The 12,587-nt window shown below is 70.8% G+C and carries 12 protein-coding genes; 7 read left to right on the forward strand and 5 right to left on the reverse strand.

What is annotated here, in order from left to right; all coding sequences use genetic code 11:
* Positions 1–2 precede the first annotated feature (2 nt).
* Positions 3–1,166: an ABC transporter ATP-binding protein gene (locus OO63_RS25575; protein WP_030361045.1), complete on the forward strand. Its 1,164-nt coding sequence runs from the start codon at positions 3–5 to the stop codon at positions 1,164–1,166.
* Positions 1,167–1,334: 168 nt separating this feature from the next.
* On the opposite strand, the gene OO63_RS25580 is transcribed toward OO63_RS25575, so the two are convergent.
* The gene (locus OO63_RS25580; RefSeq protein ID WP_030361046.1) at positions 1,335–2,468 is read right to left on the reverse strand and encodes an alpha/beta hydrolase; all 1,134 of its coding nucleotides are present in this window, start codon (positions 2,466–2,468) and stop codon (positions 1,335–1,337) included.
* 237 nt (positions 2,469–2,705) lie between these two features.
* On the opposite strand from OO63_RS25580, the gene OO63_RS25585 reads away from it, so the two are divergent.
* The 6 genes from OO63_RS25585 to OO63_RS25610 all read left to right on the forward strand — a co-directional run bounded on the left by OO63_RS25585 (position 2,706) and on the right by OO63_RS25610 (position 7,772).
* The gene (locus OO63_RS25585; RefSeq protein ID WP_030361047.1) at positions 2,706–4,532 is read left to right on the forward strand and encodes a phosphatidylglycerol lysyltransferase domain-containing protein; all 1,827 of its coding nucleotides are present in this window, start codon (positions 2,706–2,708) and stop codon (positions 4,530–4,532) included.
* Positions 4,533–4,562: 30 nt separating this feature from the next.
* Positions 4,563–5,441 (forward strand): dihydropteroate synthase, encoded by an 879-nt coding sequence (gene folP, locus OO63_RS25590; protein WP_078619356.1) that lies wholly within the window; start codon positions 4,563–4,565, stop codon positions 5,439–5,441.
* Positions 5,438–6,049: a nuclear transport factor 2 family protein gene (locus OO63_RS25595; protein ID WP_030361049.1), complete on the forward strand. Its 612-nt coding sequence runs from the start codon at positions 5,438–5,440 to the stop codon at positions 6,047–6,049. Before folP ends, OO63_RS25595 begins: the two co-directional genes overlap by 4 nt.
* A gap of 177 nt (positions 6,050–6,226) precedes the next feature.
* Positions 6,227–6,586, forward strand: a complete 360-nt coding sequence (folB, locus tag OO63_RS25600; RefSeq protein WP_030361050.1) for a dihydroneopterin aldolase — start codon at positions 6,227–6,229, stop codon at positions 6,584–6,586.
* Positions 6,583–7,179, forward strand: a complete 597-nt coding sequence (gene folK, locus OO63_RS25605; RefSeq protein WP_030361051.1) for a 2-amino-4-hydroxy-6-hydroxymethyldihydropteridine diphosphokinase — start codon at positions 6,583–6,585, stop codon at positions 7,177–7,179. The genes folB and folK overlap by 4 nt, the downstream gene beginning before the upstream one ends.
* 104 nt (positions 7,180–7,283) lie before the next feature.
* Positions 7,284–7,772 (forward strand): DUF3180 domain-containing protein, encoded by a 489-nt coding sequence (locus OO63_RS25610; RefSeq protein ID WP_030361052.1) that lies wholly within the window; start codon positions 7,284–7,286, stop codon positions 7,770–7,772.
* 58 nt (positions 7,773–7,830) lie between these two features.
* Here OO63_RS25610 and folE read toward each other — a convergent pair whose 3' ends face one another.
* From folE to tilS, 4 genes are all read right to left on the reverse strand, one after another.
* A complete protein-coding gene (gene folE / locus OO63_RS25615) occupies positions 7,831–8,436 on the reverse strand; it encodes a GTP cyclohydrolase I FolE (RefSeq protein ID WP_030361053.1) in 606 nt (201 codons plus the stop codon).
* A 121-nt stretch (positions 8,437–8,557) separates the two neighbouring features.
* Entirely contained in the window at positions 8,558–10,603 is a 2,046-nt protein-coding gene (ftsH, locus tag OO63_RS25620; protein ID WP_030361054.1) for an ATP-dependent zinc metalloprotease FtsH, read from the reverse strand.
* Between the two features lie 163 nt (positions 10,604–10,766).
* Entirely contained in the window at positions 10,767–11,306 is a 540-nt protein-coding gene (hpt, locus tag OO63_RS25625; RefSeq protein WP_030361055.1) for a hypoxanthine phosphoribosyltransferase, read from the reverse strand.
* Between the two features lie 65 nt (positions 11,307–11,371).
* A complete protein-coding gene (gene tilS, locus OO63_RS25630; RefSeq protein ID WP_030361056.1) occupies positions 11,372–12,430 on the reverse strand; it encodes a tRNA lysidine(34) synthetase TilS in 1,059 nt (352 codons plus the stop codon).
* Positions 12,431–12,587 lie beyond the last annotated feature (157 nt).

The following is a 12,587-nucleotide window of genomic DNA, read 5'->3' on the forward strand; positions in this document are numbered from 1 at the left end:
TCATGATCCGGTTCGAGAACGTGACCAAGCGGTACGCGGACGGCACGACGGCCGTCGACGACCTGTCCTTCGAGGTGGGCGAGGGTGAACTGGTCACGCTCGTCGGCCCGTCGGGCTGCGGCAAGACCACGACGATGAAAATGGTGAACCGGCTCATCGAGCCCACCGGCGGGCGGATATTCCTCGACGGCGACGACATATCCGGAATCGACCCCGTCCAACTCCGGCGCCGTATCGGCTATGTCATCCAGCAGGTCGGCCTGTTCCCGCACAAGACGGTCCTGGACAACACGGCGACCGTCCCGCACCTGCTCGGCGTGAAGCGCGCGAAGGCCCGCGAGCGCGCCGCCGAACTCCTCGACCTGGTCGGCCTCGACCCCGCGACCTTCGGCGGCCGCTACCCCGAACAGCTCTCCGGCGGCCAGCGCCAACGCGTCGGCGTGGCCCGGGCCCTCGCGGCCGACCCGCCGGTGCTCCTGATGGACGAGCCCTTCGGCGCGGTCGACCCGGTGGTGCGCGAGCATCTGCAGAACGAGTTCCTCCGCCTCCAGCAGGCCGTGCGCAAGACCGTGCTCTTCGTCACGCACGACATCGAGGAGGCCGTCCGCCTCGGCGACCGCATCGCCGTCTACGGCCACGGCCGCATCGAGCAGTTCGACACCCCTTCGACGGTCCTCGGCGCGCCCGCGACCGAGTACGTCGCCGACTTCGTGGGCGCGGACCGGGGCCTGAAGCGGCTCTCGGTGACCCCCATCGAGGAGGGCGACCTGGAGCAGCCGCCCGTCGTGCACCTGGACGACCCGCTGCCCAAGGAGTTCGCCGCGGACGCCCGCTGGGCCGTCGTCCTGGACGGCGAGAACAACCTGCACGGCTGGCTCTCCGCCGAGCACGCGCGCGTGGGCAAGGGCACGGTGCGCGAGCACGCCCGCCGCATGGAGGCGTGGCTGCCGGTGGGCGCGAGCCTGAAGCAGGCGTTCTCGACGATGCTCCAGCACGACGCGGGCTGGATCGCGGTCATCGACGAGAAGAGCGAGGGCCGCTTCCTCGGGGTGCTCACCCCGGCCCGGCTGCACGAGGCGCTGCGCCGCTCGACGGCGGCGGACGCGCGGGACATCCCGCGCGAGGAAGTGGAGCTGGAGACGGTGGCGTCGGTCACGGGGGTGTGAGCCTCCGCCTCGCGGCAGGCGTACGTCCCCCCTCACGCACACGCGGGCCCCTCACGCACACGGGCCCTCACGCACACGCGGGCCCGCGTCACACGCACGCGGGCCCGCGTCCCGTGACAGGACGCGGGCCCGGCCGCTCAGAGCTCGCCCAGCGCTCGTACGCGCTTCTCAGCGCACGTCCGACCCACCCGTCAGCCGTCCGCTCATCCACACCAGCGACGCCGGGATCTCGCGCCGCCAGGTGTTGAAGTTGTGGCCGCCGCTCTCCAGGGTGATCGACGACACCCGGGTCGGCGCCTTGACCTTGTCGATGAACTTCTTGGTGTCCTTGAAGTTCCCCTCACCCTTCTTGCTGGTGGTCACGAGGAGGGAGGTCTTGGGCGGCGGCATGTGGTCGAGGTACCACATGAGGTCCGCGCGGCGCTCCAGGTCCTCGTCCCCGTGGAACAGGTTCCCGGTCGTCACGTCCTGGGCCGCCTTGTAGTAGGCGGAGAGGCCCACTCCGGCGCCGTACACGCCGGGGTGGTGCATGGCCAGCTTCAGGGCGCAGTAGCCGCCCGTGGAGTCGCCGATGATGCCCCAGCTGTCGGGCTTCTTGCCGACGCGGTAGTGGTCGGTGATGGCGTCGGGCAGGTCCTTGGCGAAGAACGTCTCGGACTGCGGGCCGCCGGGGATGTCCACGCACTCGGTGTCCCGGGGCGGCGCCACCGTCGGCCGCAGCATGACCAGGATCATCGGCTGCATCTTGCCGTCCTTGACCTGCCGGTGAGCCGTCTGCGGGTAGTGCAGGCCCTTGATGAGGGCCTCCGCGGTGCCGGGGTAGCCGGTGAGGACGGCGGCCGCGGGGAAGGTGCGGTGCTTGTACTGCGGCTGGAAGTACTCCGGCGGCAGATACACGTACGCCGGGCTCGCGATCTTGGAGTTCCGGCCCTGGATGTCGATCTTCTGGATCTGTCCGCCCACGCGGGGGATGCCGCCGCCGGGTACGTCCACGGACTTGGTGTCGACGACACGGACGGGCCCCTTCTCGCCCTTCATGGCGTCGTGGTCGACGACCACGCCCTGCGCCGTCTCCTGGCCGAAGAGGTCGGCCCAGGTGGCGTAGAAGCCGAACGCCTGGTTCGCGGAGAGGCCGACCGACGCGAAGACGGCCAGCTGTGTGGCGAGCAGCAGTCCGACGCGGCCGGTGACGGCGCGCCAGCTGCGGCGTGCGAGCCGCGGCCAGAGCCAGATCGTGCCGATGAACAGCAGCACGGCCAGCGCTACCGCAAGTGCCAGCACATTATTGCTCGTGAGACCCATGGGATGATCCTGCCTGCGCTTTCTGCCTGTTCTCTTCCCGGGGGGCGGAACCGTCGGCTCCAGAGGGGCGACGTTCCTTTTCCGCCAGCTTTACACCGGTTTTCCGGCCGGGAGTGAACCCGTGTCCCCGAAGGACCGTCCTAGAGGGCGCAATATCACCGGACGCCACCTTTGGCACCGGATGGAAGCTCTCTCGCAGAACTACGGGATGCGATGTCTGTCAGGATAGATGGGGAAATGTCGGGTGCGGTTCCAGGAGGCAACGACGGCAGCGACCGGGGGCTGCGCCGGTTCTTCCGCGGCCCCCGCCCCGAAGCCGTCCCGGTCCTCGCAGCGAGAATCTGCACCCTGGTCGCGCTGCTGAACATCGCGGCCGGTGTCTTCCCCCGCTTCCGGCGCAGTCGGCTGCACACCTTCGCGGAGGTCCTGCCGGGCGCGCTCGGCCCCTTCGCGGCCGCCCTCGCGCTGAGCTGCGGCGTCCTGCTGCTCCTGCTCGCGCACGGCCTGCGGCGGCACAAGCGCCGGGCGTGGCGCGCCGCGGTGGTGCTGCTGCCCGCGGGCGCGGTGGCGCAGTTCACGTACCGGCACTCCTTCATCGGCGCGGCGATCTCGCTCGCGCTGCTCGCGCTGCTGCTGCGCCACCGCAGCGAGTTCGCCGCGCTGCCCGACCCGCGCAGCCGCTGGCGCGCCCTGGCCAACTTCGTGCTCCTCGGCGCCGGCTCCATCGCGCTCGGCCTGGTCATCGTCAGCGTCCACCCGAAGAAGGTCGTCGGCGACCCGAGCATCTCGGAGCGCCTCGCCCATGTGCTGTACGGCCTGTTCGGCTTCGAGGGGCCGGTCGACTACACCGGCAACACCTCCTGGACCGTCGGCTTCTCCCTCGGCGCCCTCGGCATGCTGACCGCCCTCACCACCGTCTACCTCGCCTTCCGCCCCGAGCACCCGGCGGCGCGGCTCACCCAGGACGACGAGAGCCGACTGCGCGAACTGCTCGCCAAGCACGGCGGCCGTGACTCGCTCGGCCACTTCGCGCTCCGCCGCGACAAGGGCGTCGTGTTCTCGCCCAGCGGCAAGGCCGCCGTCACCTACCGCGTCGTCTCCGGTGTGATGCTCGCCTCAGGCGACCCGATCGGCGACGTGGAGGCCTGGCCGGGAGCCATCGAGCGCTTCATGGACGAGGCCAAGGCGCACTCCTGGACGCCCGCCGTCATGGGCTGCTCCGAGACCGGCGGCGAGGTCTGGACCCGCGAGACGGGCCTGGACGCCCTGGAGCTCGGGGACGAGGCGGTGGTGGATGTCGCGGATTTCTCCCTGTCCGGGCGCGCGATGCGCAACGTGCGCCAGATGGTCAAGCGGATCGAGCGCAATGGCTACGAGACGCGCGTACGGCGCATCCGTGACCTCGGCGAGAAGGAGCTGGAGCGCATCCAGCGCGCCGCCGAGGACTGGCGCGGCACCGACACCGAGCGCGGCTTCTCCATGGCCCTCGGCCGCATCGGCGACCCGAACGACGGCGACTGCCTGATCGCGACAGCCCACAAGGCCGACGAGAAGCCCGGACCCTACGGCGACCTGAAGGCCGTCATCCACTTCGTGCCGTGGGGCAAGGACGGCGTGTCCCTGGAGCTGATGCGCCGCGACCGCTCGGCCGACCCGGGCATGAACGAGCTGCTCATCGTCGCCGCCCTGCAGGCCGCGCCGAAGCTCGGCATCGAGCGGATCTCCCTGAACTTCGCGATGTTCCGCGCCGCCCTCGCCCGCGGCGAGAAGCTGGGCGCGGGCCCGGTCCTGCGGGCCTGGCGCGGGCTGCTCGTGTTCCTCTCGCGCTGGTTCCAGATCGAGTCCCTGTACAAGTTCAACGCCAAGTTCCGGCCGCGCTGGGAGCCCCGCTTCGTCGTCTACCGCTCCAGCCGCGACCTGCCGCGGATCGGCTTCGCGGCGATGCAGGCCGAGGGATTCGTGACGTTCGGCCTGCCGCGCTTCCTGCGCCGTGCCCTCGCGCAGCGCCGCCCCTGCCCGCACCAGCCGGCCCCGGCCACCGAGCGGGAGGTACGCGCGGCATAGCCGCCGTCCGCTCGGGCCTAGGCTTGAGGCATGAGTACGTTGCGCGGGCGGGGAACGGTCGCAGGGCTGCCTCAGTGGGACCGCTGTGCGGTCATGGGGGTGGTGAACGTGACCCCCGACTCCTTCTCCGACGGCGGCCGGTGGTTCGACACCACGGCCGCCGTCAAGCACGGCATCGACCTGGTCGCCCAGGGCGCCGACCTGGTCGACGTGGGCGGTGAGTCGACCCGCCCCGGCGCCTCGCGCGTGGACGAGGACGAGGAGCTGCGGCGCGTCGTCCCCGTCGTACGGGGCCTGGCCGCCGAGGGCGTCACGGTCTCCGTGGACACCATGCGGGCCCGGGTGGCCCGGGAGGCGCTCGCCGCGGGCGCGGTGCTCGTGAACGACGTCTCCGGAGGCCTCGCCGACCCGGACATGGTGCCGTCGGTCGCGGCCGCCCAGGCGCCGTTCGTGGTCATGCACTGGCGCGGCTTCCTGGCCGACATCCACGCCCGTCCCGTGTACGCGGACGTGGTCTCCGAAGTCGTCGACGAGCTCCACGCGCGCGTGGCGGCCGCCATCGACGGCGGGATCGCCCCGGAGCGCATCGTCGTCGACCCCGGACTCGGCTTCTCCAAGGACGCCGAGCACGACCTGGCGCTCCTCGCCCATCTGAACCGCCTGCACGCGCTCGGCCGGCCCGTCCTGGTCGCCGCGTCCCGCAAGCGTTTCCTCGGCCGGGTCCTCGCGGGCCCCGAGGGCGCGCCGCCGCCCGCGCGGGAGCGCGACGCGGCCACGGCGGCCGTGTCCGCGATCGCCGCGCACCAGGGCGCCTGGGCGGTGCGGGTGCACGAGGTGCGGGCCACGGCGGACGCGGTGCGGGTCGCGCGTGCGGTCACCGGTGCGGCCGGGGAGGCGGGCGCTCAGTGACGCGCGCGCGGACGGATGTCGAGCAGGTCGAGCTCGCCAACACCGCCTTCTACGAAGCCCTGGAACGCGGTGACTTCGACGGCGTCTCGGACCTGTGGCTGGACGCCGCGGACCTCGCCGACGCGGAGACGTACACCGGGCCCCAGGACCCGGACGGCGACACCGGCGCGGGCACGGTGACCACCGGAGACCCGGACCACCCCGAGGGCCCCGACAGCCCCGACGACGGCGACGACGGCGCGGACGCGGCGTCGGACGGGCCCGCGATCTCCTGCGTGCACCCGGGCTGGCCGGTGCTCACAGGCCGCGGCGAGGTCCTCAGGTCGTACGCGCTGATCATGGCCAACACCGAGTACATCCAGTTCTTCCTCACCGACCTGCGCGTCAGCGTGGCCGGTGACACGGCCCTGGTGACCTGCACGGAGAACATCCTCAGCGGGGGCCCGGCGCCGCAGGAGGGCGACGAGCTGGGGCCGCTCGTGGGGCAGCTCGTGGTCGCCACGAACGTGTTCCGGCGCACGGCCGACGGCTGGAAGCTGTGGTCGCACCACGCGTCACCCGTGCTTGCCGAATCCGGTGACGAAGAGGACGACGAGACACCCGCATGAGTGGTGGCGGGCTGCCGCCGAGTGGGTAGGGGCACCCGCGAACCGTCGTGGGAGGGCCGTCCGGCGGCCCCCGCGGGCGAACACTGTCGGTGCTCGCAGGTAGATTCGAATGTGGCTGGTGTGCCGACCGCACTCGGCGGAACCGGCCGATACCGACGACTGTCAGGAGTGATTCGCGTGGATCGTGTCGCGCTGCGTGGCCTGAAGGCGCGCGGGCACCACGGTGTGTACCCGCGGGAACGCGAGGAGGGCCAGACCTTCATCGTGGACCTGGTCCTCGGCCTGGACACCCGGGCGGCCGCGGCCGACGACGACCTGGCGAAGACCGTGCACTACGGCATCGTGGCGGAGGAGGTCGTGGCCGTCGTCGAGGGCGAGCCGGTGAACCTCATCGAGACGCTCTCCGAGCGCATCGCCCAGGCCTGTCTGAAGCACGACGGCGTCCTGGAGGTCGAGGTCACGGTCCACAAACCGGACGCCCCGATCACCGTCCCGTTCGACGACGTGACCGTCACCATCACCCGGAGCCGCGTATGACCCCCCACAGCGACCCCACCGTCCAGCCGGTCCCCACGTCCGTCGTGGAACAGGTGGACGCCGCCGACACGACGCTCTCCAACCCCCAGCGCGCGGTGATCTCCCTCGGGTCGAACCTGGGCAACCGCCTGGAGACCCTCCAGGGCGCCGTCGACGCCCTGGAGGACACCCCCGGCCTGCGGGTCAAGGCGGTCTCCCCGGTGTACGAGACCGAGCCCTGGGGCGTCGAGCCCGGCTCTCAGCCGTCGTACTTCAACGCCGTGGTGGTCGTGAAGACGACGCTCCCCCCGGCCTCGCTCCTGGAGCGCGCGCACGCCGTCGAGGAGGCCTTCCACCGGGTCAGGGACGAGCGCTGGGGCCCGCGCACGATCGACGTCGACATCGTCGCGTACGCCGACGTGGTCTCGGACGACCCGGTCCTGACGCTCCCCCACCCGCGGGCGCACGAGCGGGCCTTCGTCCTCGCCCCGTGGCACGACGTCGAGCCCGAGGCACAGCTCGCGGGCCGCGGTCCGGTCGCGGAGCTGCTCGCCGGGGTCGGCCGCGAGGGCGTCGCGCCGCGCGTCGACCTGGAACTCCGGCTGCCCGAGTAATCGTTAGGTCCACAGCACACGGATCGCGTGCCGCGGACACAGCACGACGGCACGGCACAACGGCACAACAAATGCGGCAAGGGACATAAGGGGCGACCTCCGGAATGAAGCAATTGCGCGTGAGGATGCTGGCAGGCCTCTTCGCCGTCGCCGGAGTGCTGTCCTGGGCGGGGGCCCGGCTCTGGGACTCCGTGGGCACGCTGCCCCGGGTGCCCCTGGCCGCGCCCATCGTCCTCGCGCTGATCGCCGTGGTGCTGCTCGCCACGGCGATCTCGCTGCGCGCCCGCCTGAAGGCCCAGCGCGAGCGGCGCCCCGGCGCGAAGGGCGTCGAGCCGCTGATGGCCGCCCGCGCGGTCGTCTTCGGCCAGGCAAGCGCCCTGGTCGCCGCCCTGGTCTGCGGGATGTACGGCGGCGTGGGCGTCTTCATGCTGGAGTTCCTGGACATCCCCGCCCGCCGGGACCAGGCGTACTACGCCGGGTTCTCGGTCCTCGCGGGCATCGGCGTGATAGCGGCCGCCTTCTTCCTGGAGCGGGTCTGCAAGCTCCCGGAGGACGGGGACGACGAGCACGGGGGCGCGGCGCCGGCAGCGTGAGCCGGAGCCGTCCGGCGCGAACCGGAGCCGTCCGGCGTGCCCCGGAGCCGTCCCGACGTCACCGCGCCATGATGAGGCTCATCGCCTCATTGCGCGTCGCCGGGTCCCGCAGCTGCCCGCGGACCGCCGACGTGATCGTCTTCGCGCCGGGCTTGCGGACACCGCGCATGGTCATGCACATGTGCTCGCACTCGACCACGACGATGACCCCGCGCGGCTCCAGGATCTGCATCAGGGAGTCCGCGATCTGCGTGGTCAGCCGCTCCTGGACCTGCGGACGGCGAGCGTAGACGTCGACGAGCCGGGCGAGCTTGGACAGTCCGGTGATCTTGCCGTCGGAGGACGGGATGTACCCGACGTGGGCGACGCCGACGAACGGCACCAGGTGGTGTTCGCAGGAACTCATCACCTCGATGTCCTTCACCAGGACCATCTCGTCGTGCCCCAGGTCGAACGTCGTCGTCAGGACGTCCTCCGGCTCCTGCCACAGGCCCGCGAATATCTCCTTGTACGCGCGTGCCACCCGCCCGGGCGTCTCCCGCAGGCCCTCACGGTCCGGGTCCTCGCCTACCGCGATGAGCAGCTCCCGCACGGCGTTCTCGGCCCGCTTCTCGTCGAACTCACCGATCGTGCCCTCGCCGTCCAGCGTCACGGGGTCGGTCATCTGTGCCTCGTTCCTGGGTCCTGTGTGCGGGCGGCCGAAAACAGCCGCGCCCCCCAGGCTAGAACCTGGGGGGCGCGGCATCCATTCCGGGCCTGGTGGAGCGCCCGGGACGGGATGTGACTCAGCTCTCGGGGCGGTCCTCAGGGGTCACCTCGAGGGACGGGGTCTCGCTCGTGCCGGTCGCTCCGGTCGCTCCGGCGGTCACCGCGGGGGTGGCACCGTTCGCGCCGTTCGTCAGCGACAGTTCCTTCGGCGAGAGCACCGGCGGACGTGTCGACGGCGTACGCCGGGTGGAGCCCGTCCAGGCCGGACGGGCCGGGCGCTTGACGATCGGGGCGAAGATCTCAGCGATCTCCTCCTTGCCGAGCGTCTCCCGCTCCAGGAGCTGGAGGACCAGGTTGTCGAGAACGTCGCGGTTCTCGACGAGGATCTCCCAGGCCTCGTTGTGCGCGGTCTCGATGAGCTTCTTGACCTCTTCGTCGACCAGCGCCGCGACCTCTTCCGAGTAGTCCCGCTGGTGCGCCATCTCGCGCCCGAGGAACGGCTCGGTGTTGTCGCCGCCGAACTTGATCGCGCCCAGACGCTCGGTCATGCCGTACTGCGTGACCATCGCGCGAGCGGTGGCCGTGGCCTTCTCGATGTCGTTGGCGGCACCGGTGGTCGGGTCGTGGAAGACCAGTTCCTCGGCCGCGCGCCCGCCCAGCATGTACGCCAGCTGGTCGAGCATTTCGTTGCGCGTGGTCGAGTACTTGTCCTCGTCCGGCAGGACCATGGTGTAGCCGAGGGCGCGGCCGCGCGACAGAATCGTGATCTTGTGGACCGGGTCCGAGTTCGGAGAAGCCGCCGCGACCAGGGCGTGTCCGCCCTCGTGGTACGCGGTGATCTTCTTCTCCTTGTCGGACATGATCCGGGTCCGCTTCTGCGGGCCCGCCACGACGCGGTCGATGGCCTCGTCCAGCATGTGGTTGTCGATCAGCTTCTGGTTGCTGCGCGCGGTGAGCAGCGCGGCCTCGTTCAGCACGTTCGACAGGTCGGCGCCCGTGAAGCCCGGCGTACGACGGGCGACCGCGCCCAGGTCGACGTCCGGGGCGACCGGCTTGCCCTTCTGGTGAACCTTGAGGATCTCCAGACGGCCCTGCATGTCCGGGCGGTCGACGGCGATCTGCCGGTCGAAACGGCCGGGGCGCAGGAGCGCCGGGTCGAGGATGTCCGGGCGGTTCGTGGCGGCGATCAGGATGACGCCGCCCTTCACGTCGAAGCCGTCCATCTCGACGAGCAGCTGGTTGAGCGTCTGCTCGCGCTCGTCGTGGCCGCCGCCGAGACCGGCACCGCGGTGCCGGCCGACGGCGTCGATCTCGTCGACGAAGACGATCGCCGGGGCGTTCGCCTTGGCCTGCTCGAACAGGTCACGCACTCGGGAGGCACCGACACCGACGAACATCTCGACGAAGTCGGAGCCCGAGATCGAGTAGAACGGGACGCCCGCCTCGCCCGCGACGGCGCGCGCGAGCAGGGTCTTGCCCGTGCCGGGCGGGCCGTACAGCAGCACGCCCTTGGGGATCTTGGCGCCGACGGCCTGGAACTTCGCCGGCTCCTGGAGGAACTCCTTGATCTCGTGGAGTTCCTCGACGGCCTCGTCGGAACCCGCGACGTCGGCGAACGTCGTCTTCGGGGTGTCCTTGGTGATGAGCTTCGCCTTGGACTTGCCGAAGTTCATGACCCGGCTGCCGCCGCCCTGCATCTGATTCATCAGGAACAGGAACACGACGACGATGAGGACGAACGGGAGAAGGGACAGCAGGATGCCGACGAAGGGGTTCTGCTTCGACGGGGAGACGGTGTAACCGTCCGGGATCTGCTTGTCCTCGTATTTGGCCTGCAGCGTCTTGGCGAGCTCGACGCCCTGGTCGCCGATGTAGCTCGCCTGGATCTTGCTGCTGCCCTTGACCTTCTGGCCGTCCTTGAGCTCCACCTTGATGGTGTGATCGTCACCGGTGGTGAGCTTGGCCGACTCGACCTTGTTGTCGTCGATGGCCTGCACGACCTGGCCGGTGTCCACCGTCTTGTAGCCACCGGACGAACCGACGACCTGCATCAACACGACCACGGCAAGGACGGCCAGCACAATCCACATGACTGGCCCACGGAAGTATCGCTTCACGTCCATCCACACGGAGCGATGACGCTCCGTACCTCCTGCCATAGTGAGATTGATAAAGACTGTTCTTCGGACGGTACCCCAGCATTGTCACCCGAAGCCGCACGGGACGGCTGGCAAACCCGCCTCTCCATGCTCCAACGGCGGGAAGCGGCCGAGGGTTCCCGGGAAGTCAGCCGCCGTACACGTGCGGAGCCAACGTTCCGACGAACGGGAGGTTGCGGTACTTCTCGGCGTAGTCCAGGCCGTACCCGACGACGAACTCGTTCGGGATGTCGAAGCCGACCCACTCCACGTCGATCGCGACCTTCGCGGCCTCGGGCTTGCGCAGGAGCGTGCACACCTTCAGCGAGGCGGGCTCGCGCGAGCCGAGGTTGGAGAGCAGCCAGGACAGCGTCAGGCCGGAGTCGATGATGTCCTCGACGATCAGGACGTGCTTGCCCTTGATGTCGGTGTCGAGGTCCTTGAGGATGCGGACCACGCCGGAGGACTGCGTACCGGCGCCGTAGGAGGACACCGCCATCCAGTCCATCGTGAGCGGCGTGGACAGCGCGCGCGCCAGGTCCGCCATGACCATCACGGCGCCCTTGAGCACACCGACGATCAGCAGGTCCTTGCCCGCGTACTCCGCGTCGATCTTCGCGGCCAGCTCGGCCAGCTTCGCGTCGATCTCTTCCTTGGTGATGAGCACCGACTGAAGGTCGGTGCCCATGTCGTTCGCGTCCACCCGTATCACTTTCGGTCGTCCCACCGGCCGGTCGGGAAAACGCTCCCCAGTCAGCCTTGCCGGATGACCAGTCTGCCACCCTGCCGCTGTGCGACCACTTTGCCCGGGAGATTGATGGCTCCCTGGCCGCGCCAGCCGGTGATCAGCCGGTCCACCTCTTCGATGTGCCGGGCGAACAGCGCGCCGGCCGGGGCGCCCGCCTCGATGGCCGCGCGGCGCACGATGCGGCGGCGCACCGCGGGCGGCAGCGCGTAGAGCTTCGCGCACTCCAGGAGGCCGCCGGCGTCCCGCACGGACGACTCGGCCTGTGCGGCCCAGGCGTCGAGGGCGTCCGCGTCGTCGCGGGAGAGCTGCGCGGTGCGCGCGAGGGCTTCCACGACGCCCTTGCCGAGCGCCTTCTCCAGGGCGGGCAGGCCTTCGTGCCGCAGCCGGGAGCGGGTGTAGGCGGGGTCGGCGTTGTGCGGGTCGTCCCAGACCGGCAGGGACTGCACCATGCAGGCCTTGCGGGCGGTCTGGCGGTCCAGGTGCAGGAACGGCCTGCGGTACCGGCCACCGGCCCCGGAGACCGCGGCCATGCCCGAGAGGGAGCGGATGCCGGAGCCGCGGGCGAGGCCGAGCAGAACCGTCTCCGCCTGGTCGTCGCGGGTGTGGCCGAGCAGGACGGCGGCGGCGTCGTGGCGCTCGGCGGCGTCGTCGAGGGCCGCGTACCTCGCGTCGCGGGCGGCGGCCTCGGGTCCGCCGTCGCGGCCGACGTGCACCACCAGGGACTCGATGGGGTCGAGGCCGAGCGCGGTCATGCGGGTGACGACCTCGGCGGCGCGCAGGTCGGAGCCGGGCTGCAGGCCGTGGTCGACGGTCACCGCGCCGGCGCGGATGCCGAGCTTGGGGGCTTCGAAGGCCAGTGCGGAGGCGAGCGCCATGGAGTCGGCGCCGCCGGAGCACGCCACGAGCACGAGCGGCGGGGGCGGCTGCTCGTGCGGGGGGTGCGGGACGTGGGGGGTGCCGGGGTGCGGGGTGAGGGTGCGCCGGGTGGCTACGTCGGTCAGTACGTCGTGAAGTACGCGGCGGACCGCCAGGCGTATCGCCGCGACCGCAGGATGGGGACCCATTCCGGTTGGTTCCCTTCATGAAGTTCGGGGGGTGAGCCTCGGTTCAGTCACTCAGAGTGTGTCGATGGTGACAGAACCGAGCCGTTACCCGAGCATTGCACGCCTACCCATGGCTCACGGTCCCTCGGACGGGTGATTGCGGGGGCGTTCTCCTGCC

The sequence above is a fragment of the Streptomyces alboflavus genome (genome assembly GCF_000716675.1).
Taxonomy (GTDB): Bacteria; Actinomycetota; Actinomycetes; order Streptomycetales; family Streptomycetaceae; genus Streptomyces; species Streptomyces alboflavus.

Excerpts from the sequence above, each read along its gene's own strand:
- OO63_RS25575 (WP_030361045.1), top strand. The coding sequence starts at position 3 with ATGATCCGGTTCGAGAACGTGACCAAGCGGTACGCGGACGGCACGACG.
- OO63_RS25580 (WP_030361046.1), bottom strand. The coding sequence starts at position 2,468 with ATGGGTCTCACGAGCAATAATGTGCTGGCACTTGCGGTAGCGCTGGCC.
- OO63_RS25585 (WP_030361047.1), top strand. The coding sequence starts at position 2,706 with ATGTCGGGTGCGGTTCCAGGAGGCAACGACGGCAGCGACCGGGGGCTG.
- folP (WP_078619356.1), top strand. The coding sequence starts at position 4,563 with ATGAGTACGTTGCGCGGGCGGGGAACGGTCGCAGGGCTGCCTCAGTGG.
- folK (WP_030361051.1), top strand. The coding sequence starts at position 6,583 with ATGACCCCCCACAGCGACCCCACCGTCCAGCCGGTCCCCACGTCCGTC.
- OO63_RS25610 (WP_030361052.1), top strand. The coding sequence starts at position 7,284 with ATGAAGCAATTGCGCGTGAGGATGCTGGCAGGCCTCTTCGCCGTCGCC.
- folE (WP_030361053.1), bottom strand. The coding sequence starts at position 8,436 with ATGACCGACCCCGTGACGCTGGACGGCGAGGGCACGATCGGTGAGTTC.
- ftsH (WP_030361054.1), bottom strand. The coding sequence starts at position 10,603 with ATGGACGTGAAGCGATACTTCCGTGGGCCAGTCATGTGGATTGTGCTG.
- hpt (WP_030361055.1), bottom strand. The coding sequence starts at position 11,306 with ATGGGCACCGACCTTCAGTCGGTGCTCATCACCAAGGAAGAGATCGAC.
- tilS (WP_030361056.1), bottom strand. The coding sequence starts at position 12,430 with ATGGGTCCCCATCCTGCGGTCGCGGCGATACGCCTGGCGGTCCGCCGC.